The sequence below is a fragment of the Agaricicola taiwanensis genome (assembly GCF_014635245.1).
GTDB classification, from domain to species: Bacteria; Pseudomonadota; Alphaproteobacteria; order Rhizobiales; family Methylopilaceae; genus Agaricicola; species Agaricicola taiwanensis.
In genome coordinates this window covers 712,389-735,341 of sequence record NZ_BMCP01000001.1, presented here as the reverse complement: position 1 = coordinate 735,341, position 22,953 = coordinate 712,389, and the positions used below count along the sequence as shown (strand labels likewise).

General features: G+C 62.9%; 21 protein-coding genes. 12 read left to right on the top strand and 9 right to left on the bottom strand.

The genetic code is table 11. The features are described 5' to 3' along the window. The 4 genes from IEV58_RS03440 to IEV58_RS03425 are packed head-to-tail and all read left to right on the top strand — an operon-like array spanning position 1 to position 4,416. Positions 1–1,131 carry a CgeB family protein gene (locus IEV58_RS03440; RefSeq protein ID WP_188408288.1) on the top strand — a complete coding sequence of 377 codons (1,131 nt, stop codon included), beginning with the start codon at positions 1–3 and terminating at the stop codon, positions 1,129–1,131. Then, positions 1,128–2,222, top strand: a complete 1,095-nt coding sequence (locus tag IEV58_RS03435; protein WP_188408287.1) for a CgeB family protein — start codon at positions 1,128–1,130, stop codon at positions 2,220–2,222. Before IEV58_RS03440 ends, IEV58_RS03435 begins: the two co-directional genes overlap by 4 nt. Then, positions 2,219–3,346 carry a CgeB family protein gene (locus tag IEV58_RS03430; protein ID WP_188408286.1) on the top strand — a complete coding sequence of 376 codons (1,128 nt, stop codon included), beginning with the start codon at positions 2,219–2,221 and terminating at the stop codon, positions 3,344–3,346. The genes IEV58_RS03435 and IEV58_RS03430 overlap by 4 nt, the downstream gene beginning before the upstream one ends. Positions 3,347–3,378: 32 nt before the next feature. Beyond that, positions 3,379–4,416, top strand: coding sequence for a UDP-glucuronic acid decarboxylase family protein (locus tag IEV58_RS03425; protein WP_188408285.1), 1,038 nt, complete (start codon positions 3,379–3,381; stop codon positions 4,414–4,416). A gap of 31 nt (positions 4,417–4,447) precedes the next feature. Here IEV58_RS03425 and IEV58_RS03420 read toward each other — a convergent pair whose 3' ends face one another. Genes IEV58_RS03420 through IEV58_RS03390 form a run of 7 tightly spaced genes read right to left on the bottom strand, consistent with a single transcriptional unit; the run spans position 4,448 to position 11,911 of the window. After that, positions 4,448–5,368: a 2-hydroxyacid dehydrogenase gene (locus IEV58_RS03420; protein WP_188408284.1), complete on the bottom strand. Its 921-nt coding sequence runs from the start codon at positions 5,366–5,368 to the stop codon at positions 4,448–4,450. Continuing rightward, positions 5,365–6,501 (bottom strand): NAD(P)/FAD-dependent oxidoreductase, encoded by a 1,137-nt coding sequence (locus IEV58_RS03415; protein ID WP_188408283.1) that lies wholly within the window; start codon positions 6,499–6,501, stop codon positions 5,365–5,367. The genes IEV58_RS03420 and IEV58_RS03415 overlap by 4 nt, the downstream gene beginning before the upstream one ends. Beyond that, complete coding sequence (locus IEV58_RS03410; RefSeq protein WP_188408282.1) at positions 6,498–7,868, bottom strand: FAD/NAD(P)-dependent oxidoreductase; 1,371 nt, start codon at positions 7,866–7,868, stop codon at positions 6,498–6,500. The genes IEV58_RS03415 and IEV58_RS03410 overlap by 4 nt, the downstream gene beginning before the upstream one ends. After that, a complete protein-coding gene (locus IEV58_RS03405) occupies positions 7,865–8,158 on the bottom strand; it encodes a (2Fe-2S)-binding protein (RefSeq protein ID WP_188408281.1) in 294 nt (97 codons plus the stop codon). The genes IEV58_RS03410 and IEV58_RS03405 overlap by 4 nt, the downstream gene beginning before the upstream one ends. Before the next feature lie 27 nt (positions 8,159–8,185). Continuing rightward, positions 8,186–9,700 carry an FAD-dependent oxidoreductase gene (locus IEV58_RS03400; protein ID WP_188408280.1) on the bottom strand — a complete coding sequence of 505 codons (1,515 nt, stop codon included), beginning with the start codon at positions 9,698–9,700 and terminating at the stop codon, positions 8,186–8,188. 10 nt (positions 9,701–9,710) lie between these two features. Then, positions 9,711–11,276, bottom strand: a complete 1,566-nt coding sequence (locus IEV58_RS03395) for an ABC transporter substrate-binding protein (RefSeq protein ID WP_188408279.1) — start codon at positions 11,274–11,276, stop codon at positions 9,711–9,713. Between the two features lie 23 nt (positions 11,277–11,299). Then, positions 11,300–11,911, bottom strand: a complete 612-nt coding sequence (locus IEV58_RS03390) for a helix-turn-helix domain-containing protein (protein ID WP_188408278.1) — start codon at positions 11,909–11,911, stop codon at positions 11,300–11,302. Between the two features lie 241 nt (positions 11,912–12,152). Here IEV58_RS03390 and IEV58_RS03385 point away from each other — a divergent pair, with 241 nt between their 5' ends. The 8 genes from IEV58_RS03385 to IEV58_RS03350 all read left to right on the top strand — a co-directional run bounded on the left by IEV58_RS03385 (position 12,153) and on the right by IEV58_RS03350 (position 20,856). Further along, a complete protein-coding gene (locus tag IEV58_RS03385) occupies positions 12,153–13,094 on the top strand; it encodes an ABC transporter permease (protein WP_188408277.1) in 942 nt (313 codons plus the stop codon). Next, positions 13,091–13,951: an ABC transporter permease gene (locus tag IEV58_RS03380; RefSeq protein ID WP_188408276.1), complete on the top strand. Its 861-nt coding sequence runs from the start codon at positions 13,091–13,093 to the stop codon at positions 13,949–13,951. Before IEV58_RS03385 ends, IEV58_RS03380 begins: the two co-directional genes overlap by 4 nt. Further along, entirely contained in the window at positions 13,944–14,969 is a 1,026-nt protein-coding gene (locus tag IEV58_RS03375; protein WP_188408275.1) for an ABC transporter ATP-binding protein, read from the top strand. Before IEV58_RS03380 ends, IEV58_RS03375 begins: the two co-directional genes overlap by 8 nt. Beyond that, complete coding sequence (locus IEV58_RS03370; protein WP_188408274.1) at positions 14,966–15,955, top strand: ABC transporter ATP-binding protein; 990 nt, start codon at positions 14,966–14,968, stop codon at positions 15,953–15,955. Before IEV58_RS03375 ends, IEV58_RS03370 begins: the two co-directional genes overlap by 4 nt. Next, positions 15,945–17,384: an MmgE/PrpD family protein gene (locus IEV58_RS03365; RefSeq protein ID WP_188408273.1), complete on the top strand. Its 1,440-nt coding sequence runs from the start codon at positions 15,945–15,947 to the stop codon at positions 17,382–17,384. The genes IEV58_RS03370 and IEV58_RS03365 overlap by 11 nt, the downstream gene beginning before the upstream one ends. 197 nt (positions 17,385–17,581) lie before the next feature. Further along, positions 17,582–18,382 (top strand): methyltransferase domain-containing protein, encoded by an 801-nt coding sequence (locus IEV58_RS03360; RefSeq protein WP_188408272.1) that lies wholly within the window; start codon positions 17,582–17,584, stop codon positions 18,380–18,382. A gap of 60 nt (positions 18,383–18,442) precedes the next feature. Next, positions 18,443–19,774 carry an APC family permease gene (locus tag IEV58_RS03355; protein WP_188408271.1) on the top strand — a complete coding sequence of 444 codons (1,332 nt, stop codon included), beginning with the start codon at positions 18,443–18,445 and terminating at the stop codon, positions 19,772–19,774. Positions 19,775–19,977: 203 nt separating this feature from the next. Beyond that, positions 19,978–20,856: a glycosyltransferase family 47 protein gene (locus IEV58_RS03350; protein WP_188408270.1), complete on the top strand. Its 879-nt coding sequence runs from the start codon at positions 19,978–19,980 to the stop codon at positions 20,854–20,856. Here the strand turns inward: IEV58_RS03350 and rfbF are convergent. Continuing rightward, positions 20,853–21,629, bottom strand: coding sequence for a glucose-1-phosphate cytidylyltransferase (gene rfbF, locus IEV58_RS03345; RefSeq protein ID WP_188408269.1), 777 nt, complete (start codon positions 21,627–21,629; stop codon positions 20,853–20,855). The genes IEV58_RS03350 and rfbF overlap by 4 nt on opposite strands. Next, entirely contained in the window at positions 21,626–22,933 is a 1,308-nt protein-coding gene (locus tag IEV58_RS03340; protein WP_188408268.1) for an NAD(P)H-dependent oxidoreductase, read from the bottom strand. Before IEV58_RS03340 ends, rfbF begins: the two co-directional genes overlap by 4 nt. Between the last annotated feature and the right edge of the window lie 20 nt (positions 22,934–22,953).

The window sequence follows — 22,953 nt, the reverse complement described above, 5'->3', positions numbered from 1 at the left end:
ATGCGTTTTCTTCTCTACACTCACTCGCTAATTTCAGATTGGAACCATGGCAACGCGCACTTCCTGCGCGGAATCATGCGCGAGCTGAAAGCCCGCGGTCACGACGCCAAAGCCCTGGAGCCCGAAAACGCCTGGAGCCGTGACAATCTTCTGAAGGATCAGGGCCGATCGGCCGTCGAGCGGTTCCGCCGTGATTTTCCGGAACTCTCATCGCGAGCCTATGGGCCGGGCTTTGATCATGAAGAGGCGCTGAATGGTGCCGATGTGGTCATCGTCCACGAGTGGACCGATCCCGCCTTGGTGGCGCGCATCGGACGCGCGCGGCGCCAGGGTGGCCGTTTCACTCTCCTGTTTCACGACACTCACCACCGGGCCGTCTCCGCCGAGGAAGATATCGCTGATCTGATGCTGCGGGATTATGACGGCATCCTCGCCTTCGGCGAAACCCTGCGCCAGCGCTATCTCAGGGCTGGTTGGGGCCGACAGGTTTTCACCTGGCATGAGGCCGCGGACGATCGCCTGTTCAAGCCACATCCAGAAATTGGGAAGACCGGCGATCTGGTCTGGATCGGCAATTGGGGAGATGACGAGCGAACGGCGGAGATACAGAGTTTCCTGATCGAGCCCTCGCACGCGCTTGGTCTGTCGGCGACCGTGCGCGGCGTGCGCTACCCCGCTGCCGCCTTGCGGGCGCTTCGCGAGGCGGGCCTCTCCTATGGCGGCTGGATCGCCAATGCGGACGTGCCGGAGGCCTTTGCCAGGCATCGCGTGACGATGCACATCCCCCGGCGTCCCTATGTGGAAGCCCTCCCGGGCATCCCCACGATCCGCATGTTCGAGGCCCTGGCCTGCGGCATCCCTCTGATCTCGGCGCCCTGGAGCGACAGCGAAATGCTGTTCCGGCCGGGACAGGATTTCCTTTTTGTGCGGGACGGCGCGGAAATGACCTCCCGGCTCCGCGACCTTCTCAACGATCCGGCTCAAGCCTCAGCGCTGGCCGCATCCGGTCTTGAGACCATCCGCGCCAGGCACACCTGCCGCCACAGGGTCGATGAGCTCTTCTCGATACTGGAAGGCTACGGCGCGAGCCGCGCCACCCGCGAACTGGCACTCAACGAGGTCGAAAAATGAAAATCGCCTTCTACGGATCCAGCATTCTGTCGTCTTACTGGAACGGTGCCGCCACCTATTATCGCGGCCTGCTGCGCGCTCTCGCGGAACGCGGCTACGACATCACCTTCTATGAACCCGACGTCTACGACCGGCAGAAGAATCGCGACATCGATCCGCCCGATTGGTGCAAGGTCGTCGTTTACGACGGAACGATCGAGGCGCTGAAGCGCGTCGCAACCGAAGCCGGAAATGCCGATATCGTCGTCAAGACGAGCGGCGTCGGTTTTGAGGACGACGCGCTCCTGTCCCATGTTCTGGCCGCGAGCTCCCCGGCTGCCATGAAGATCTTCTGGGATGTGGATGCCCCGGCGACGCTGGCGGAACTGAAGTCACAGCCGGATCATCCGCTGCATCAGGCGCTCGGGCAAATTGACATGGTCCTCACCTATGGGGGCGGCCATCCCGTCGTTGATGCCTATCGTGCTCTCGGTGCGGCCGATTGCATACCGATCTACAACGCGCTCGACCCGGAGACACATCATCCCGTCGCGCCCGATCCTCGCTTCAACGCCGACCTCGGCTTCCTCGGCAATCGATTGCCTGACCGCGAAGCTCGCGTCGAAACCTTCTTCCTCGACTGCGCGGCGCGCAGCCCGGAACAATCGTTCCTGCTCGGTGGATCGGGCTGGGGCGACAAGCCCATGTCATCGAACGTCAACTACATCGGGCACGTCTCCACGCGCGACCACAATGCCTTCAATGTAACGCCGAAGGCCGTACTCAACATCAGCCGCGCCAGCATGGCGGAGACGGGCTTCTCACCGGCAACACGCGTGTTCGAGGCCGCGGGCGCCGGAGCATGCCTCATCACCGATGCATGGGTGGGGCTGGAGCTTTTCCTGGCGGACGGCGAAGAAGTCCTGGTGGCGCGGGATGGCCATGACGTCGCCGACCTGCTGCGGGACCTTACACCGGAGAAGGCCAAGGCGATCGGCGAGCGGGCCCTGGCGCGGGTTCTGTCTGAGCACACCTATGCCCATCGGGCCGCCGAAGCCGACCGCATCTTCCGCGCCTTTGCCGGCGCTCGCGCCGTGGAGCCCGTGCAATGAGCCGCGCTCTCGACATCGTGGTCCTCGGTCTTTCACTTTCATCGTCCTGGGGCAACGGGCACGCAACGACGTTCCGGGGGCTGCTGCGCGCGCTCCACGCCATGGGGCACCGCGTGCTGTTCCTGGAACGGGACGTGCCCTGGTACGCAAACCATCGCGATCTCGCGGAGCCTGATTTCTGCGACCTCCGTTACTACGATGGCCAGCGGGGCCTGCTCGATGCGTACTCCGATGTCCTTCGTGACGCAGATGCGGTGATTGTCGGCTCCTATGTGCCTGACGGAGTGGAGATCATCGATGCTGTTGCGGCGCTGAGCCCGCGCCGGTTCTGCTTTTACGACATCGACACGCCCGTGACGCTGGCAAAACTGGAGCGCGGCGACGAGGAATATCTCGCACGCCGTCAGGTGTCCCTCTTCGACACCTACTTCTCGTTCACCGGCGGCCCGACACTCGACCGGCTGGAAAAAGTGTTTGGCGCGCGTCATGCCGCCGCCCTCTACTGCTCGGTCGATGCAGACCGCTACAGCCCAACGGGCGAAGCGCTTCAGTGGGATCTCGGTTATCTCGGCACCTATAGCCCTGACCGGCAACCCACTCTTGAACGGCTGCTGATCGGACCTGCCCGGCGATTGCCGGACATGCGCTTCGTGGTCGCCGGGCCGCAATACCCTTCAGACATCGACTGGCCGGCCAATGTCGAGCGTGTCGATCACCTGCCACCGGCCGATCATCCCTCCTTCTACAGCCGGCAAAGATTCACGCTCAATGTGACGCGCGCGGACATGATCGCCGCGGGCTGGTCACCAAGCGTTCGGCTCTTCGAAGCCGCCGCCTGCAACAGTCCCATCATCAGCGACTACTGGGACGGTCTGGACGAGTTGTTTCCCGACGGCGAGGCGATCCTGATCGCGAACACCACCGAAGACGTGGTGCATGCCTTGACCTCAACGGATGAGGAAAAACGATCCGCAATCGCCCGCTCCGCCCGCTCGCGTGTTCTAGACGGCCATACCGGTCAGGCAAGAGCGCAAGAACTCCTAGGTCATTTGGGAACCAGAGACAATCCGGATCGTTCCTTAGGGTATACAATATCAGAGACTATTATCGAACAGCAAGTTTAAGAGCATATCTCGTCAGTCGAGGGAACAAAAACATGCGCGGCAAATCCAGAATTAACAATAATAAGAGTATTGTCGTGGCTGGCGGCGCCGGCTTTGTCGGATCGCATCTTTGCGAAGCTCTCCTTTTCCGAGGACATCGAGTTGTCTGCGTCGACAATTTCTTGACTGGCGCTATGATTAATGTCGAGCCGCTCGAGAACCATCCGAATTTCAGGTTAATAGAGCACGATATCTGTGACCTGCTGGAGATAACCGAGCCGGTGGACTTCGTCTACAATCTTGCCTGCGCGGCCTCGCCTCCCCGGTATCAGGCCGACCCCGTGCATACCATGATGACGAATGTGGCCGGCACCAAGAACCTGCTGCAGCTTGCGGAACACTACGGTGCATCATTCCTGCAGGCATCCACGAGTGAAGTTTACGGCGATCCGGAAGAGCACCCGCAGCGGGAAGATTACTGGGGGCATGTCAACTGCACTGGTCCACGGGCCTGCTACGATGAAGGCAAGCGGGCCGCTGAGGCGCTATGCTTCGACCTTTATCGCAGCGGGCAGGTGGACGCCCGCGTGGCACGCATTTTCAACACCTACGGTCCTCGGATGCAGCCCGAGGATGGCCGGATCATCTCCAATCTGGTGGTGCAGGCACTCCGGGGGCTGCCGCTGACGATCTACGGCAATGGCGAGCAGACGCGTTCCTTCTGCTATGTGTCCGACCTCGTCCGGGGCTTGATCGCACTGATGGAAGTGAACCCGAATCCCGGCGTGCCGGTCAATCTTGGAAACCCCCACGAGTTCACCATCAACGAGCTGGCTGAGATGGTGCTGGCCTTGATCCCGGCGTCATCCTCAAAGCTCGTGTACGAGCCGCTGCCGACCGATGACCCCCAGCGCCGCAAACCGGATATTAGCCGCGCGGAAGAGTTGTTGGACTGGCGACCGTCGGTGCCGCTTGCCGAAGGCCTGCCCCAAACCATCGCCTGGTTTGCCGCCACGTTAACGGGCGTGACGACAACGATGCCCGCCCATGCGGCGGAAGCACCGGCGCGCCCGGCGCAGCTACCACTTTAATGCTGACAGCGCGTGGCTGCTGCCGAAGCCCTCAGTAGCCATGGTCCCGGTCGACCAGCCCGAGAGGGGGCTCACCACGGCGCAGGCGGCCGATGTTGTCAGCAACGATCTGCGCCGCGGTGTCAGGCACCGTCATGCTGGCGATGTGCGGGGTCACGAAAATCCGCGGGTGAGACCAGAAGGGATGTTCCGCCGGTAACGGCTCCTTGCGGAACACGTCGAGCACCGCGCCCGCCAGCTGACCGGATTCCAGCGCCGCCAGCAGATCCTCTTCCACGAGATGCTCACCACGCGCCACATTGATCAGATGCGCGCCGCGAGGCATGCGCTCGAAGAGCGAGGCGTTCAGCACCCCTTCGGTTTCCGTGGTGCGGGGAAGAAGGCAGACCAGGACATCGGACCGCGCCAGGAAGGGCGCGAGATCCTGCTCGCCGGCATAGCTGGTAACGCCTTCGACATCTTTTCGGCTGCGGCTCCACCCGGCGACGTCATAGCCGAGCGAGACAGCCGTGGTGGCAAAGCCCGTACCCAATTCTCCCATGCCCATGACACCGACACGGCGCGGTATGATTTCCGGTCGGGTCCATAGCGCCTGCCGTTGATTGGCCTCCATCTCTGCGAGATTGCGATGCAGCCGCAACAGCGCCATGAGCAGGTACTGGGTCATCCCCCGCGTCAGCGACGGATCGATCATGCGCACCACGGGAAGATGCAGCGGCACGGTCGGGTCGTTCAGGATATGATCAACACCGGCTCCCAGCGACAGAATGGCCTTCAGATTGGGAAAGCTCGCGATCACACCGGGATCGGCAGCCCAGGTCAGAACGAATTCCACCTCCTCCACCGGACCGGTTTCCGGCCAGATATGAACCTTCAGATCCGGGCAGGTCACGGCCAGAGCCTCCAGCCACGCCTTGGTCGGTGCGTTCTTGCGGATCAGAACCAGACTCATAGGATGCTTGCCTCGCTCATGGGGTGCGGGTTGAAACGATTAATGCGGAAGCTGTCGAGAGGCGTGGTGCTCGTGCCGTCCCTTACCAGTTCGGCCAAAACTTCGCCTACGGCTGGCGCGATCTGGAAGCCGCCGCCGGAAAAACCGAAGGCATGAATGAGCCCTGAAGTCGTCGGGCTGAAGTCGATCACCGGGTTCTTATCCGGAGTATAGCCTTCGGTGCCGGACCAGAAGCGAATCACCTGGGCATGCCGCAGCGCAGGAAGGATCGCGGCCGCTTGCTCGGCAACCGAGGCCATGGGACGACGCCCCGGCCGGGAGGTGCCTGGCCCCGTCGCTTCCCCGAAGCCGCCGCCCATGACCAGATTGCCCCGCGCGACCTGCCGCGCATAGAAGCCGCCGCCTTCGACGCCGAGACTGACGCCGAGCACTGCCGGAAGCGGCTCCGTCACCGCCATGGTGGGATAACCGACTTTCAAGGGGAGGTGGTCGCCGAAGTGGGAAGCAACCTCATGCCCCCAGCCGCCCGCAGCGTTGATGAGGTGCTGCGCCCTGATCTCAACACCCGCCTCAGCGCGGAGGAGGAAGCTCCGTTCCTCCCGAGCCATGCTTGTCAGGTGGCAGCGCTCCAGCACGATCACCCCCGCCGAGGCCGCGGCCCGCGCAAATGCGGGCGCGACGAGACGTGGATTGGCCTGCCCATCCTCCGGGCTGAGGGACCCACCGGCGACACCTTCGCCGAACATCGGAAAGCGGCGGCGAAATTCAGCACCCTCCAGAATCTCCAGCTTGAGATCAAAATCCGACGTCCGCTCGCGGTACTCTGCAAGAGCGGCGAGGTCCTGCGGCGAACGGGCCAGCTTCAAATGCCCGGACTGGACATATTCGCCGTCCGTTCCGATGAGTTCGGGCAACCGCTGCCAGATCGCATGGGCACGCATAGCCAGATGCAATTGGCCGATGCTGCGGCCTTGGCGCCGCACGCCGCCGAAATTGACGCCGCTTGCCCTGGCACCGCACAGATCCCGTTCGATCAGAACGACAGAAAATCCCAAGCGCCGCAGCGCAAGGGCCGCCGAGGAGCCGATCAGGCCGCCACCGACGATGGCGACATCGCTTGCAAATAGGCTCATGGCGGCGGCACGCCGATGGCTGCCAGCGGAACGGGCTTGATCGGTGCCTGAGCCCGCAGGCGGCCCGCCGAGGCTAGGCCCCCGCCCGAGCATTGCGCCAGCAGTTCCGCGGCCGCCGGTGCGCAGCTGCGTCCCTGGCACCGCCCCATGCCGATGCGGGTGAGAGCCTTCAACCTGTTGAGTTCGGAGATCTCATTGGCAGCGATGGCACGGCGTGCCTCACCAAAGGTGATCTCCTCACAGCGACAGATGATGAGATCGTCGTTCAGCTGAAAGTCACCGAAGCCGGGTGCGGGAAACGCCGTTTCCAGACCTCTGCGGAAGTGCCGCAGTTTGCCGATCTCACCGTCAAGGACAACAGCACGCGCATTGTCATGGCTGTGGCCGATATCTTCCAGAAGTGCGAGAGCGGCGCGCTCCCCTGCTCGTTCCGCAAGATCGGCACCACCGATGCCGCTGCCATCACCGGCCAAGTAGACTTCTGCCCGGGAGCTGCGCCCAGCGCCGTCCACCTGGGGCAGATAGCATCGCTGGCTGTCGTCATACTCGAACTTGCACCCGAGCAGGTCGGCGATCTGGGTTTCCGAGCACAGGCCAAAACCGGTTGCGACGGCATCGCAGGCGATATCCTGCCGCTGGCCCTTGCGCGACCAGGTCAGTCCCTCCACCGTTCCGCTTCCAAGCGCCTCTACCGGCAAGGCTGCGTTCCACACCGGAATGCCGCGAGCATGAAGAAACGCCCGGTAAAACAGGCCCTTCGCCAATGTGACCGGCTGCCGGAGCAGATCCGGCAGGGCGCGGACCTGGGCTCCAAAGGGCGCACTATCTATCACACCGGCCACCGCGGCGCCGGCAGCCGCATATTGATAGGCAACGAGGTAAAGGAGCGGGCCGGTTCCGGCAAAGACGATCCGCGGGCCCAGAAGCGCGCCCTGATATTTAAGCGCGATCTGCGCGGCACCGAGGCTGAAGACTCCGGGCATGGTCCAGCCCTCGAAGGGAAGCACGCGGTCGCGTGCGCCGGTCGCAACAATGATGCGGTCGAAGGAGATCTCCGCCACGCGGCCCGCCCGCAACAGATCGAGCTTGCCCTCGCGCGCGTTCCAGACCAGCGTTTCAGGATGGTAGTCGATGTCGGGCATGATCCGGGCGAGAGCGCTGTGCACGCCGTCCGCCTTGGGCGCCTCCCAACCGTAGAGATCCTTGCCGCTACGGCGGAAGGCCCGTGGCGGCTGCCGGTAGATCTGCCCTCCGCCCCGTGCCGCCTCGTCAATCAGCACCGGCCGAATGCCATTGCGCACCAGCGTCTCGGCCGCGCGGATGCCCGCCGGCCCGGCGCCGATGACGACGACGCGGTCGGTGCTCATAGCGTTCTTCCGCTGTCAGGCACCACGAGGCTCATGCCGTCCGTCAGCAGCGTGGAGCAGGCGCGGAAGCGGTCACCGTTCTCGGTCGCCATCCAGCAGTCCTGGCAGGCGCCCATGAAGCAGAAGCCGGCGCGCTCTTGGCCGGAGAACTCGCTGACGCGGAGGTGGTTGCTGACAGCCAGCACTGCCGTCAGCACCGTATCGCCCTCCAACGCGCTATGGGGCGCACCATTGAGACGGAAGCGCAAAGTCGGGCGATCGGTACTTTTGACGCGGCGGAGCAAGCTCATGTCCATTGCCCGTGCATAACGGTGACCTCAGGCTTCAGGAACACCATAGAGCCGCTGGACTGTCGCCCGGTAGTCCGCGACTTCGGCCTGCACCCGGTTTTCGCCCCAGCCAAGAAGAGCCCCCGCAGTCTGCGCGATCTCTTCGGCCTCCGGCAGTCCCTGGCGCCGTTCCCACAGAAGCCCCAGCCGGCGCGAGAGCAGATCATCGAGAGTGACGACATGTTCGGTCTCGGCGATCCGCGCAAGATGGGAGCGCCAGTCGGCGGTTCGCGTGATCCTGTCCGCGGAATCTTGCATAGCCTCGGCGGGTGCCGGCGGCTGCGGCACATGAGCGGAAACGGCGTCCAGAAGATCCTGACCGGTGGCGCGATGGGCTCCGAGAGAACCATTCGTGAGCGCGAAGGCATCCGGCAGATCGTCTTGTCCGAGATCATGAATCCGGCGCGAGCGATGACCCATGGGGAGGGCGGGATCATAGGTCAGGGGGCGGATGCCGGCCCAGGTGGAGACGATATCCTCCCGCCGCAATGACAGGCCCGGGAAGAGATGAATGGCTTCGCTTAGGATGAACTCCACCTCGTCCGCGGTCACATGGACATCGTCGAGGTCTCCCTCGTAGAGCGTCTCGGTCGGGCCGAAGAAGTGAAGATCACGCCAGGGCATGCAGTAGAAGGGACGGCCACCGCGGGACATGCCGGCAAGGCCGTGGCCGCGACATTCGGGCGGCAATGCAAAAACGATGTGCGAACCCTTGGTTCCCGTTACCTTGCGGCCGACCGGCCGGCCGGACCGCGCATTGACCTCATCGACCCAGACGCCCGCGACGTTAAGAAGGCTGCGCGCGCGAAAGGTCGCCGTTTCCCCGGTCGTGATGTCGGAGACACGCAGTTCCCATTGGTCGCCCTGCCGCTCGAAGGCGGTGACCGCGGTGTAATTGCGGATGACGGCGCCTGCCCGCTCGGCATCGAAGGCCATATCGAGCACGACGCGTTCCGGCCAGTCGAACTGGTATTCGGTGTAGGAGGCGATGCTTTTGAGCAGCGGCTGATCGCGCAGCCATTTGGCGAAGGGGATCTTGCCCTGCGCCTCAGCGGCGGTCATGCGCCTGTAGTTCAGGGATACCCCGTCGTCTCCCAGGGATCGCAGCAACCCAAATGCCACATCGATTTGCCACGGCGCATAGGGTCCGTCCGCGTAGACGGGATAATGCATGCGGATCGGCTGTACGCTCTGCGGCTGCGTCCGCACAAAATCGCTGCGCACCGCCATGGAGCGCCGTGCGGTCTTCAGCACATCGAGGAAGCGGCCCGGATGCCGGACGAAATTGGACAGCGGTCCGCCCGGCGCCAGATAGCGCAAGCCGCAGTGCAGAAGACGGCTGGAGCGGCTGCTGGATCCCGATCCATAGTCGCCCTTGTCGAGAAGGGCGACCGAATATCCGGCCGCTGCCGCGGTGCGAGCCGCGGCAGCGCCGTTGATGCCGGCCCCGACGATCGCGATGTCGAACAGACGATCATTGATGACGTCGAGGCCCGGCCGCACGATCGATCTCCTACTTGTTCAGCGTGGTCTGCTCGGTGATGAGCGGACCGTAGGACAGCGAGCCAACCAGGTCGTAGCCGTAGTCGAGCGTGTTGCGGCGAGCCCAGACGAGCTTCTGCTCGAACAGCGGCACCGCGCAGACCTCATCGATGATCTTGGTCTGAGCCGTCTTCCACAGCTCCTGCTGGCGCGCCGGATCGACTTCCTTGCTGGCCGCGTCGATCTCGGCATCGGCGGCCTTGCAGTGCGAGAAGTTGGTCACGGCGGTGGGCTGACCGACCGCGCTGCGGGAGTGATAGAACTCCTTGAAGTAATTGTCGGCCACGGGGAAGCGCGCCGCGCCGTAGACCACAATGTCGGACAGGTTCTGGCGGATCTGCTGGTGATAAGTGGCATGTTCCACCACATCCATGTCGATCTCGATGCCGACCTTCTTCAACTGGGCCTGAACGATCTGCGCGGGCCCGAGACTGGTGATGTTCTGGCTCTGCACCATCTTGAGGCGCAGGCCATCGCCGAAACCGGCTTCCTTCAGCAGCTCCTTGGCCTTCTCGGGATCATAGGCCGGCAATTTGGCTTCCGGGTCCGCGCCGAGAGTGGCCTTCGGGAAGATGGTCACAGGCGCTTCGGAGACGAGGCGTCCCTTGAAGTTGACGACCTGATCGACATCGATGGCATGGGCGATGGCCTGGCGCACGCGAATGTCGTCGAGCGGCTTGTGCGACATGTTGAGATAGGCCGTGCCCTGATAGGCTGGCTCCATCACGTCGAGGACGGTGTCCTCGCGTGCCTTCATGCGTTCGGCCCATTTCTGGTCCTGACGGCCGTAGATGAGGTCGAGCTCGCCGGATTCATAAGCCAGATCACGGCTCGCGTCGGACCGGATGTAGCGATAGACGATCTTGTCGATCTTGGGCGCGCCGCGGAAGTAATCGCGATTGGCGGACAGCGTCACCGACTGACTGGCCTGGTAGGAGGTGAAGCCGAAGGGTCCGGTTCCAGCCGGGTTCACACGGAAATTGTCGCCGTGCTTCTCCACCGCCTTCTTGGACACGATGAAGCCGCCCTGGAAGCCGACCAGCGTGTAATGCAGTGTGGCCGACGGCTCCTTCAGCGTGAAGCGCACCGTCTTGTCGTCCACCGCCTCGACATCGGCGATATTGGCGAAATCGGACGAGAAGGAGGAGGTGGCGGGGTCCGCCGCGCGCTTGATGGAGAAGACGACATCTTCCGCCGTCATCATGCCGTAGTCGCCATGGAATTTGACGTCATCCCGCAAGGTGAAGGTCCAGACCTTCTTGTCCTCCGAGATCTCCCACTTGGTCGCCAGATCCGGCTCGATGTCATTGAGATCGACGGAGCCCGGCTTGAAGCGGGTCAGTCCGTTGTACATCCAGGCCAGCACGATCTTCTCTTGGGTTGCCGCGCCACGGTGCGGATCAAGCGTACCGAGATCGGAGGCGGCCATGCCGACCGACAGCACCTTTTCCTGGGCGAAGGCTGGACCGCTGGATAAGAATCCCGCTGTGCCGATCAGCGCAGCGGCAATGAGAGGCCGGCAGTTAAATCGCGTCATCTGAAGTCCCCTGTTTCCTTGTTTTACTTGTCGTTAATGAGCGCCACGGCTGCCACGACCCAGATCACCTCTGTCCTCGTGTCACCGGGATTGCGCCACCTGTGCGGCGTCTTGCTGTGGTACCGGAAGCTGTCGCCCGGCTTTAGCGTGAAGCACTTGTCTTCAATCCAAAGCTCCAGCTGCCCCGTCAGCACGAGGCCGACCTGCTCTCCCCGCTCGATGGTAAAAAGCTCTTCACCGGTTGAGCCGCCGGGCTCTATGAAAGCGCGATAGACGTTGATGCCGGCCGATGGCTGCGGCGTCACGATCACCTTCTCAATGCCCTTTTCGGGATTGTTCAACGTCGGGTGGCTGTTGGCCCGGGACACGATCCCCTTCTCATCCGAGGCGGGCGCGTCACCGAATTTGAGCAGAGCAGAACTTGGGATCTCCAGCGCTTCCGAAATCAACCGAAGAGCGCGAACCGAGGGTGAACTGATCCCCCGTTCGATCTGGCTGACGAGCCCGACCGACATCCCGCACTGCTTCGACAGATCCGAAATCGACAGTCCGCGCTTCTTGCGCGTCTGGCGGATCTGCTGACCCAACCAGAGGTCCGCGACGCTCCGCGCTTCATAGCTTGTGGTCGATGCCATTTCAGCTCCGTGCCACCGGCACTATCCCCGGCCGACACGAAAGTTTCATCAATGATGGCATCACGCAAGTGAAAATTTCATATTGACGATGAGTTCATTCATGCGCAGGCTTGTTCCGACTGGCGCCGACCTCCGTGCGTCAGCGACGGAGCATGCCTATGATGTCCATGGAGCTTTGCGCATTCGGATCAGTTGACCGAGGCATAGCCATGTTTGCCGGCTCCCTAAGAGGCGCCCGCTGATGCTGGCTTACACCCTGAAGCGGCTCCTGGTGGCCATCCCGACGCTGCTCGGTGTGCTGACGATCGTCTTCTTCCTGGTGCGGGTCGCCCCCGGGGATCCTGCCATCGTCATCCTGGGCGAGAATGCGACCCAGGTGGCGATCGACCAGTTGCGGGAGCAGCTGGGATTGAACAAGCCGCTCATGGAGCAGTATTTCAGCTTCATCGGCGCCATCGCCCAAGGCGATTTCGGCCGCTCCATGATCAGCAATCAGCCGGTCCTGACGGAAGTGCTGCGTGTGCTGCCCTACACGCTGGAGTTGACAGCGGCCTCGCTGATCATAGGCATCGTGCTCGGGCTCCCTCTCGGCGTCATCGCGGCCCGTTACCGCAACACCTGGATCGACTTCTCCATTCGCTTTTTCTCGCTGCTCGGCCTGTCGTTCCCGGCGTTCATTTCCGCCATCCTGCTGCTGCTCGCCTTCGCGATCGAGCTGCGCTGGTTTCCCGTTATCGGTGAGGCCGCCTATGCCGATCCCGTGCAGCGCCTGCGCGCGTTGATACTTCCCTCGCTCAATCTCGGGCTGATCATGGTGGCCTATATCACCCGTGTGACCCGCTCCAGCATGCTGACGGTGATCAGCGAGGATTATATCCGCACGGCGCGCGCCAAGGGCGTTCCGGCCCGCATGGTGATCTGGCGGCACACGCTCAGAAACGCCCTGATCCCCATCGTGACGGTGATCGGCCTTTATCTTGGCGTCCTCATCGGCAACTCGGTCCTGACGGAGATGGTCTTCAACCGGCCCGGACTCGGCAAACTGATCGTCATCGCGCTCAACGCCCGCGATTACACGACCCTGCAGGCCATGCTCGTGATCTATGCCTTCTTCATCGTCCTCGCCAACCTCATCACCGATCTTCTCTATGGCGTCATCGACCCGAAAGTGAGGCACCAATGAGCGCGATCGCAGCAGAGACGCGGCTGTCGCGGCTGGGGCGCCTCATGTGGCGCCGGAAGGCGGCGAGCGTAGGCGCCATCGTGACGCTTCTGGTCATCGTTTCGGCCATTCTCGCGCCATGGCTCGCACCTTACGATCCGAACGAGCAGAACATTCTCCTCAACCTGGCGCCGCCATCGGACGAATACCTCCTGGGCAACGACACCTACGGTCGCGACATCCTCTCGCGCATCCTGTGGGGCGGCCGGGTTTCGCTGTTCGTCGGCGTCAGCTCCATCGCGATCGCCATGATCGTCGGCGGTTTGCTCGGCATTATCGCCGGCTATGTCGGTGGCCGCACCGACCGTGTCATCATGGCGGTCATGGACGTCCTTCTGTCCTTTCCCAGCCTCGTCATGGGCCTTCTGGTGGTGGCGGTGCTGGGTCCGACGCTGACCAATCTGATCATCGCCATCGCCTTCACGGCCATCGCGCCCTTCGCGCGTATCGCCCGTGCGCCGACCATGGCCGTGAAGCAGAGGGATTTCGTCGAGGCCGGGCGGGCGCTTGGTTTTTCGGACCTGCGCATCATGCTGGTCCACATCCTGCCGAACATCATGGACGAAATCCTGGTGCTGGCTTCGCTGTGGCTCGCCACCGCGATCCGTACCGAGGCCTCTCTCAGCTTCATCGGCCTGGGGGTGCGGCCTCCGACCGCGACCTGGGGCGGCATGATCCGCGACGGCTTTGAGAACATGCTCGACGCGCCCTGGCTCGTGCTCTTTCCCAGCCTCGCCATCCTCATCATCATGGTTGCGCTCAATCTCCTGGGAGACGGGCTGCGCGACGCAACGGATCCGAAGCTTCGCCATGAGTGACACCCTCAACTCCCCGCTCCAGCCCGTCCTTTCGGTGGAGAACATAACCACCGAGTTCCGCATCAATGGTGCGTGGCACCCGGCGGTGCGCGATCTCAGCTTCTCCGTCAAACCGAACGAGACGCTCGCGATCGTCGGCGAATCCGGCTGCGGCAAAAGCATCACCGCGCTCTCGGTCATGCGGCTGATCTCGAAGACTCAGGGCCGCATCAGCTCCGGGAGCATCCGGTTGCAGGGCCGCGATCTCCTGGCCTGTTCGGAGCGGGAGATGGAGGCCATTCGCGGCGACGCCATGTCCATGATCTTTCAGGAGCCCATGACATCGCTCAATCCTGTGATGACCATCGGCGACCAGATTGCGGAATCGCTCCGCTACCATCGCGGGCTCTCGCGGCGGCAAGCCAATGCCCGCGCGTTGGAATTGCTTGAGCTGGTGAAGATCCCCTCCGCCCCCAGCCGCTTCAAGGACTATCCGCATCAGTTCAGCGGCGGCATGCGGCAGCGCGTGATGATCGCCATGGCGCTTGCCTGCGATCCGCAGCTCCTTCTGGCCGATGAACCGACCACGGCCCTCGACGTCACGATCCAGGTCCAGATCCTGGCGCTCCTTGCTGAACTGAAAGAGCGTACCGGGATGGCGATGGTCTTCATCACCCACAATCTCGGTGTGGTGGCCTCCATCGCCGACAGGGTCGCCGTGATGTATGGCGGCCGCATCATTGAGGAGGCGCCGGTCGAGCAGCTCTTCGATCGGCCGACGCATCCCTATACTGAAGCACTGCTGCGCTCCATGCCCCGTGTCGACCGCGACCGATCGGAACTGCACCCGATCCCTGGCCAGGTGCCACCCATCACCGTCAGAACGCCCGGCTGCCGCTATGCCGACCGCTGCCCTTTGCGCATTGAACGCTGCATCCGGGAGGTACCGCCTCTCGCTCCGGTTGGCGGCAATCCCCATCATACCGCCCGCTGCTGGGTACGCGCCGATCTTCCCGTGCAGGAAAGTATTGCCTCATGACCACTCTCCTCGACGTCAAGAATGTTTCCAAGACCTTCGTCGTCGGCAAGGGGTTCATGGGGTCGCGCAAGGCGAAGCTGCAGGCCCTGCACGATATTTCCTTCAGCGTCGGCGAGGGCGAAAGCTTCGGCATCGTCGGTGAATCCGGCTGCGGGAAATCGACGGCTGGCCGGTCGATCCTGCGTCTGGTGGAGCCCGACGCCGGCCAGGTGTTCTATCAGGGCGAGGATCTGCTCACCGCCAACCGCAAACGCATGCGGGCTCTGCGCCGGGAAATACAGATCATCTTCCAAGACCCTTACGCGTCGTTGAACCCGCGCCTGACCATCGGCCGGACGCTGGCTGAGCCCATGCTGCTGCATGGTGTCGCCACCCGGCGGGATGTGGAGGAAAAGATCCAGTCGGTCCTCGCCGAGGTCGGTCTCCCACCGCAGGCGATGCAGAAATATCCGCATGAGTTCTCCGGCGGGCAGCGGCAACGCATCGGCATCGCCCGCGCCCTGGCACTCGATCCCCGGCTGATCATCGCGGATGAGCCGGTGTCCGCGCTGGATGTCTCGATCCAGGCACAGGTGCTGCAGCTTATGGAAAAGCTGCAGCGGACGCGCCGGCTCAGCTTTGTCTTCATCTCCCACGATCTCGGCGTCGTCAGGCACTTCTGCCGTCAGGTGGCGGTGATGTATCTCGGCCGCATCGTCGAAAAGGGCAGCGTCAACGACGTCTTCGAGGAACCGCTGCATCCCTATACCCAGGCATTGCGCGCCGCTTCCCCGGTGCCGGACCCCAGAGCGAAGATCACCGTGGCCAAGATCGAGGGCGACGCCGCCTCGGCCATGTCGCCACCAAGCGGGTGCCATTTCCATCCGCGTTGCCCCAAGGCGATGGATATTTGCCGCCGCGAATACCCAGCCTGGCGCGAGGTAGGTCACCGCGGCGTGGCCTGCCATCTCTATCCCGCCAAGGCAGGCGATGCCCATGCCGCATGACACGGTTTCGGTCCCGCTTGCCGGCAGCATCGCCCGGGCCGTGACCGGCATCAGCTATGATGCGATGCCCGCCGAGGTCGCCGAGCGCGCCTGCCTTCTGATCCTCGACGCGGTGGGCGTTGCGCTTGCTGCAAGCGCCAGGGGTCATGGACGGGGCTTGATCGAGAGCCTCGCCGCACTTGGGGGCACCGGCAGCCATGCGGTTATTGGTCATCCGGCGCAGCTTGGCGCCCGCGATGCCGCCTGCGCGAACGGGCTTCTGATGCACAGCCTGGAGTTCGACGACACGCATATGGCGGCGATCCTCCACGTCACCTGCACGGCCTTCCCCGCGGTGCTCGCGACAGGCGCCCATCTGGGTGCCTCCGGCCGGGAGGTGCTTGAAGCCTATGTCGCTGGCGCCGAGGTTGCGGCGCGGCTCGGCATGGCGGCCAAGGGCGCGTTCCAACGGCGCGGCTTTCATCCGACGGGCGTCATTGGCACCTTCGCGGCCGCTCTGGCGACAGGTAAGCTGCTGAAGCTCGATCACGAACAAATGGTCCATGCCCAAGGCATCGCTCTTTCGCTGGCGAGCGGCTCCATGCAATTCCTCGATGACGGGGGCAGCATGAAGTCCTTCCACCCGGGCTGGGCGGCGCAAGCCGGCATGACCGCCGCGATGATGGCAGCACAGGGCCTGACTGGTGCGCGGCACACATATGAAGGACGCTTTGGTCTCTTCCAGAGCTTCATCGGCATGGACGCCCTGGACACTGATCTTCCCGGCATGGTGCAATCGATCGGAGCGGAGTGGGAGGTACCGAAGATCGCTGTGAAGCCCTTTCCTGCCGCCTATTACAGCCATGCCTGCATCGAAGCTGCCGTCGAACTCAGCCAATACGACAATTTCGACATCGACGAGGTTGAGGAGATCACGGCCTGTGTGCCCGCCGAAGTGGTCGGCAAGATCGGGGCTCCGATCGAACGCAAGCGTCGCCCCAAAACGCCGTCGGACGCGCAATTCGCCCTGCCCTTCCTGGTAGCTACGGCGCTGGTACGGCGGCAGTTCACCCTCTCTGATATCGATGCCGATGTCCTGCAAGACGCCCGCATTCTAGCGCTTGCCGACAGGGTGCTATGCGAGGGCGTGTCGGGCACCTCCTTCCCGACGTTTTATCCAGGATCGCTGGTGGTGCGGCTGAGGGACGGCCAGACGTTCACAAAATCGGTGGACATCAATCTCGGTTCTCAAGGGCGGCCGATCGGCTCCAATTTCATCCAGGCAAAGTTCATCAGCAACACCGACCGGAGCTTTGCTGCGGGCGAGGCGGCGGACGGCATTATGAGCTTTATTCTCAACCTGCCGGATCGACCGAACATTCGTGACTTCTACCAAGCGGTTGCCGCTCCAGCCGGCGCCGCTACCCGGAGCGCGAAAGACGTAGCCTAGGCATCAAAGGCTGCTTATCGGCCCGGATAAAAATCCGGGCCTGCCGCTGCTTTGTCGCGGCGTTAAAAGTTCCCCCGCCCCTGCACACATTGCCGTGAACTCACGCGAATGCGTCCAACTGTGTTGGACCTATGTCGCATTCAATGCGTTCGCTGTCGCATCCTCGAGATCCCCTCGTCCAATCGGGAGAGCCGCCAATGACCTCCATCCTCTGGGGCCGTCCGGCCCGTTTGTCCGCAGCCGCCGCTTTTTTCGCCTCGCTCGCCTTCAGCCATGCCTCCGCGCAAGGGCTTGATCTCGATGTTCCCTATGTGCCGACGCCCCCGAGTGTCGTCGAAAAGATGCTGGATCTCGCCCAGGTTAAAGAGGGGGACAATGTCATCGATCTCGGTTCCGGCGACGGACGGATCGCCATCGCCGCCGCCAAGCGCGGCGCACGCGCCTATGGCGTGGACCTCAACCCGCAACGCATCGCCGAAGCCGAGGCAAACGCCAAAGAAGCGGGGGTCGAGGTCACCTTCAAGGAGCAGAACCTGTTCGACACCAATATTTCCGGTGCCGATGTCATCACCATGTATCTACTGCCATCGGTGAACCGCGACCTGCGCCAGCGCATCCTGGATCTGAAACCGGGCACCCGCATCGTCTCCCACGCCTTCGACATGGGAGAATGGGAGCCGGATGAGCGCGCGAGCGTCGATGGCCGCACGGTCTACCATTGGGTGGTTCCGGCCAAATTCTACGGACGCTGGAACGTGGAGCATAATGGGGAAACGGTGAACCTGTCGCTCAACCAGAACTTCCAGAAACTCAAGGGATCGGCCGAAGTCGGCGGCACTCGCATGGACGCCACGGGCGAGATCAAAGGAGAGGTGGTGCGCATCACCTTCGGCGAAGGGGAGAGCCGTCGCGAGTTCGTCGGCCGCATCAATGGCAGCAGCTTCGAGCCGGTTGAGGCGGAAAATGCCAAGGGCACCTGGAAGGCTACCCGCGCCTGATGCTTCCTGGCGCGGTCTTGGCCGCGCCGTCGTCATTCACTCCATCGACGGGGTCCCTCCATGGCCACTGAAGCCAAGCCTCTTGCCAGCCTATCCGTCCTCGACGGCGTCGCCATCATGGTGGGCGTCGTCGTCGGCATCGGTATCTTCCGAACGCCGCCACTGGTGGCTGCCAATGTGGGCAGCGATGCGGCTTTCATCATCGTCTGGCTGGTTGGAGGCTTCGCGGTCTTCATTGGTGCCCTGTGCTACGCCGAGCTGGCGGCCTCCCACCCCAATGTCGGCGGCGAATACCATTTTCTCCGGAGCGCCTTCGGTCGCAACATGGCGATCCTCTTCGCCTGGGCACGCTGCACGGTCATCCAGCCCGGCGCCATCGCGGCCGTTGCCTTCGTCTTTGGCGACTACATGCAGGAAATTATGTCGCTCGGCAGCTACGGCGGCGCCATCCATGCGGCGATCGCCGTGGCCTTGCTGACAGGCCTCAACGTCCTTGGAACACCCCAGTCCAAAACGCTGCAGATTGCGCTGACCACGCTGACCCTGGCGGCCGTGGGAGGCGTGGTTGTCGCCGGTTTCGTGGCCGACCCCGCTGCGATTCCACCCTCGGAGAGCAGCACCGGCACAACAGGCGCGCTCGGCATGGCGATGGTTTTCGTGCTCCTTACCTACGGAGGCTGGAACGAAGCGGCCTATATGTCGGGCGAACTGCGTGATGCCAAACGCACCATGGTTCGTGTGCTGGTCTATGGCACGGCCGTGATCGTCATCGCCTATACCGCGGTCAATCTCGCCTTTCTCGGCCTGCTCGGGCTTGACGGCCTGCGTGCCGCCGACGCGCCTGCCGCCGTGGTGATGCGGGCCGCCGCCGGCGAGGCTGGCGTATTCGCGCTCAGCCTCATTGTCGGGCTCGCCTCCTTGAGCACCATCAACGGGACCATCTTCACCGGCGCCCGGGCCTATTACGCGCTCGGGCGCGATATGCCGCAGTTGCCGGGCGTCGGCGACTGGGATGATCGCGGTGACACGCCGCTCAACGGATTGCTGGTGCAGGGCGGCCTTTCGCTGGCCCTCGTGGCTCTGGGCGCGGCAACGCGCGATGGTTTTCAATCCATGGTGGATTTCACGGCTCCGGTGTTCTGGCTGTTCATGCTCTTCGTTAGCCTGTCGCTTTTTGTGCTTCGGCGAGCCGAACCCGACATCGAGCGGCCTTTCAAGGTGCCGCTCTATCCGGTGCTGCCCGCGCTCTTCACCCTGATGTGCGCCGGACTGCTCTACTCCAGCCTAGTCTACACCGGGGTTGGGGCATTGATGGGTGTTGCCGTCCTGATTGCCGGCATTCCCTTTCTGCTGATCGGGCGGCGGCAGGAGTTGCCAAAACCTGCTGAATAAACTTGGATTTAGCGGTCATATTGCATCGCAACATACTGCTGGCGGCCCTGCCAGTTTCAAGCGAAACCGGTTGCCACTCATGCAAATGCATTATTGTCTGAAATTGTAGCTAACTATGAAACCGTGCCATAGTCCCGGGAGTTGAAAGCTCGAGTGGCGCCGCAATGGCTGCCACTTGAACCTTAAGCCGGGAGGGGTAACGCATGCTGTTCGAGGCGGCCGTTGACCTAAGCTGGATCCAATCGTTGCGGGTCCTTCATGCGATCACCGAAGCCGGATTCACATTGCAGGTCGCGCCGGAACATGAAATCCGGATCCGCGCGCTGAAAGATGTGTTCGGCATGAAGGTGGAACTGGGCCGCGAGGCGGTTCCTGTTCTCACCGGCATCGTTCTCAATCATCTCGGCCCTGAAACCCGCATCGGTGAGATTTCCCGCCCGATCGTCTTCCCAAAGGCAGCGACCGAATACTGCCGCTCCCGGTGGAGCCACGACCGGCCCGTTCATGTCTCCTTCGCGGGGCTTCTGACCGATAGCCGGCGGCGCGCTATTGAAAACTGGCTCACGATCTCGGGCATGAGCGAGGAAGTGAAGATCCCGCAGGCGCCGAGCCGATATAGGCTCTTCGCCAATAAGGTCGTACGCCGCCTGGGACTTGCGATATCGGAAACCGTTTCGACCAAGCACATGGTTCTCTCGTTTTCCAATCAGGGCCGCGTTTTTCCGGCCAAGGCCTGGAACGTTCAATATTACGATCTGCTCCTGGCCTCCCGCTTCGTCCTGTGCCCAAGCGGCGATTTCGGTGCGCAAGGCCATAGCTGGACCTATCGCTTCTTCGAAAGCGTCCTGTGTGGCGCCATTCCGGTGGTTGAGGAGCCATGCTCAGCCTATGACGGCTTCCGCTATCTCTCGATGAGCGACCCTATCGCCAATTTCGACTGGCGCCAGGACGATGCCGACTTCAACTATCAGCTGCTGCTGGAGCGCACGACGATCGATTCCGATGAGCTGCGCGCCGAAGTGCTGCGCCTTCTCAAAGGGGCACGCCACGAGGCAGAGGCACCTCGCGCTGCCTTTGCCTAGACCCAGACCTTCCAGGGCGCATTGCCGCTGGCCCATTGGTTTTCCAGCACCATCTTGTCGCGCAGGCTGTCCATGCTCTGCCAGTAGCCCTTGTGCCAGAAGGAGCCGAGCTTCCCGTGTGCGATGACAGCGTCCATGGGGCCCTCTTCCCAAACGGTGTCATCGCCCTCGATGAAGTCGAACACCTCCGGCTCCACGACGAAGTAGCCGCCGTTGATGAGGCCGCCGTCCCCGGCGGCCTTCTCGCGGAAGGTTCGGACCCGTGACATGTCGTCCGACAGGCCCAGGGCGCCATAACGCCCCGGCTGGCTTACGGCTGTGAGCGTGACCCAGTTGCCGCTGTCGCGATGCGCTTTTATCGCCGCGCCGACATCGACGTCGGACACGCCGTCGCCATAGGTCAGCAGGAAGGTGTCATTACCAATGTGCTGGCGGGCACGCTTGAGGCGGCCGGCGGTCATCGTCTCCAGCCCCGTGTCCAGCACCGTGACGCGCCATTTCTCCACCGCGTTATGCATCCAGGTAACCTCCCCGGTGGACAGATCCACCGTGAAGTCGCTGTTCTGGGCATAATAGGAGTGAAAATAATTCTTGATGAAATCGACCTTATACCCGCCCAAGACAATAAAGTCCCGGAAGCCGTGGTGCTCATAGATCTTCATGATGTGCCAGATGATAGGTTTACCGCCTACCTCCACCATGGGCTTGGGTCTCAAGGTCGTTTCTTCACTGAGCCGGCTACCGTATCCGCCGGCGAAAATCACCACCTTCATGATGCCACTCCTGCCGGAAAAAGAGCGTCCTGTTCGGCTCGCAGTGCGTGAACCATGCTGCCGTGAGGCGGCTCGACATCGTCGTAAGTCAGGGCCTGGTCGCGCGAGACGTCCCGTTTCAGCCTGCAGCCTTCGGCCAGCCCCATGGGCAGCAGGCGTTCCGTACGGCTGACCTCGTAATTCTCGCCGACGCCATAGGTGGAATAGCCGCCGATGCCGTCGACCACATCCCCGGCCTTGAGGTCCACCTTGGCGCAAGCAACGACGTCGACGCTGGGTCCATCCTTCGGCGCGATGATCACATCGCGGCACAGGGCGACGCGGGCGATGGAAAGTCCGAACTCAAGGACGGTGAGGTGCCAGGGCGTATAGAAGCTGTAGAGCGGCCCTTTGCCGAGCTTGCCCAGGTTCAAGTAAAAGGCGGCATTGTCATCGAGCGCCTCGGCAAGAACATAGATACCGGGGCTCGGGCGGGTGCCGACCACATAGTCGACGATGCCGCCGAGGGCGCGAAGCTGGTCAATGTCGTAGAAGGCAGTGAGGTCATCGACATGGCCATCGTGCTCGCGGCCGATCATCCCGCGCTGCGACACCTTCATGCCGGTGGCATTGGCGACGATGGCCTGTTCGGCCGTCATCTTGGTGCCGTCGGCGAAGCTCGCCACCATCTGCGGCGTCTGGTTCCACTGTTTGGCGTAAGCTTGCTGTGTGGTCGGATTGCGGGTGCGGTCCTGTAGGCCCTTGATGTTGCCGCAGACAAGCGGCCTGAGCCCCATGGTCTCGATATAGCGCACCAAATTCATGGTGACGCCGGGCTGGTCGCCGTCGGCGCCGGTCAGTATCACCCCCGCCGCATCCGCCTTCTTCTTCAGAAGCGGGCCGACCGTGGCATCGAGTTCGACGTTGAGCGAGACGATATCCTTGGCATTCTCGATGCAGGCCAGGGTCACTTTCGCGCCGTGTTCCACGGCTCCGGTTGTCTCGATGACGATCTCGATAGCCGGCGAACGCGCAATCAGCAGAGGATCGGGGGTGACAACACGCTTGCCTGATGCGATGGCCTCGGCAAAGGCAGCATCACTCTCCACTTCCGCGATGTCTTCGCGAGCGATACCGGCGGCGACATAGGCATCGATCGCCCGCTGCACATTGCGGTTTGCGATGGCCGCGAAGTGCAGCACCTTCATGTGGCGCTCCACGTGCACCAGCATGCCGCGCCCCATGAACCCGCTGCCGATCATGCCGACGACCACCGGTTTTCCGGTCGCCAGACGTGCCTTGATGGCGGTATCCACGATGATCATTCCAGCCCTCCCGGCGCGCC

What these genes read in the sequence shown, in the direction of transcription:
- IEV58_RS03440 (WP_188408288.1), top strand. Translation starts at nt 1, where the DNA reads ATGCGTTTTCTTCTCTACACTCACTCGCTAATTTCAGATTGGAACCAT.
- IEV58_RS03355 (WP_188408271.1), top strand. Translation starts at nt 18,443, where the DNA reads ATGGCCACTGAAGCCAAGCCTCTTGCCAGCCTATCCGTCCTCGACGGC.
- IEV58_RS03420 (WP_188408284.1), bottom strand. Translation starts at nt 5,368, where the DNA reads ATGAGTCTGGTTCTGATCCGCAAGAACGCACCGACCAAGGCGTGGCTG.
- IEV58_RS03365 (WP_188408273.1), top strand. Translation starts at nt 15,945, where the DNA reads ATGCCGCATGACACGGTTTCGGTCCCGCTTGCCGGCAGCATCGCCCGG.
- IEV58_RS03415 (WP_188408283.1), bottom strand. Translation starts at nt 6,501, where the DNA reads ATGAGCCTATTTGCAAGCGATGTCGCCATCGTCGGTGGCGGCCTGATC.
- IEV58_RS03390 (WP_188408278.1), bottom strand. Translation starts at nt 11,911, where the DNA reads ATGGCATCGACCACAAGCTATGAAGCGCGGAGCGTCGCGGACCTCTGG.
- IEV58_RS03375 (WP_188408275.1), top strand. Translation starts at nt 13,944, where the DNA reads ATGAGTGACACCCTCAACTCCCCGCTCCAGCCCGTCCTTTCGGTGGAG.
- IEV58_RS03360 (WP_188408272.1), top strand. Translation starts at nt 17,582, where the DNA reads ATGACCTCCATCCTCTGGGGCCGTCCGGCCCGTTTGTCCGCAGCCGCC.
- IEV58_RS03425 (WP_188408285.1), top strand. Translation starts at nt 3,379, where the DNA reads ATGCGCGGCAAATCCAGAATTAACAATAATAAGAGTATTGTCGTGGCT.
- IEV58_RS03380 (WP_188408276.1), top strand. Translation starts at nt 13,091, where the DNA reads ATGAGCGCGATCGCAGCAGAGACGCGGCTGTCGCGGCTGGGGCGCCTC.
- IEV58_RS03370 (WP_188408274.1), top strand. Translation starts at nt 14,966, where the DNA reads ATGACCACTCTCCTCGACGTCAAGAATGTTTCCAAGACCTTCGTCGTC.
- IEV58_RS03410 (WP_188408282.1), bottom strand. Translation starts at nt 7,868, where the DNA reads ATGAGCACCGACCGCGTCGTCGTCATCGGCGCCGGGCCGGCGGGCATC.
- IEV58_RS03350 (WP_188408270.1), top strand. Translation starts at nt 19,978, where the DNA reads ATGCTGTTCGAGGCGGCCGTTGACCTAAGCTGGATCCAATCGTTGCGG.
- IEV58_RS03430 (WP_188408286.1), top strand. Translation starts at nt 2,219, where the DNA reads ATGAGCCGCGCTCTCGACATCGTGGTCCTCGGTCTTTCACTTTCATCG.
- IEV58_RS03405 (WP_188408281.1), bottom strand. Translation starts at nt 8,158, where the DNA reads ATGAGCTTGCTCCGCCGCGTCAAAAGTACCGATCGCCCGACTTTGCGC.
- IEV58_RS03340 (WP_188408268.1), bottom strand. Translation starts at nt 22,933, where the DNA reads ATGATCATCGTGGATACCGCCATCAAGGCACGTCTGGCGACCGGAAAA.
- IEV58_RS03385 (WP_188408277.1), top strand. Translation starts at nt 12,153, where the DNA reads ATGCTGGCTTACACCCTGAAGCGGCTCCTGGTGGCCATCCCGACGCTG.
- IEV58_RS03395 (WP_188408279.1), bottom strand. Translation starts at nt 11,276, where the DNA reads ATGACGCGATTTAACTGCCGGCCTCTCATTGCCGCTGCGCTGATCGGC.
- IEV58_RS03435 (WP_188408287.1), top strand. Translation starts at nt 1,128, where the DNA reads ATGAAAATCGCCTTCTACGGATCCAGCATTCTGTCGTCTTACTGGAAC.
- rfbF (WP_188408269.1), bottom strand. Translation starts at nt 21,629, where the DNA reads ATGAAGGTGGTGATTTTCGCCGGCGGATACGGTAGCCGGCTCAGTGAA.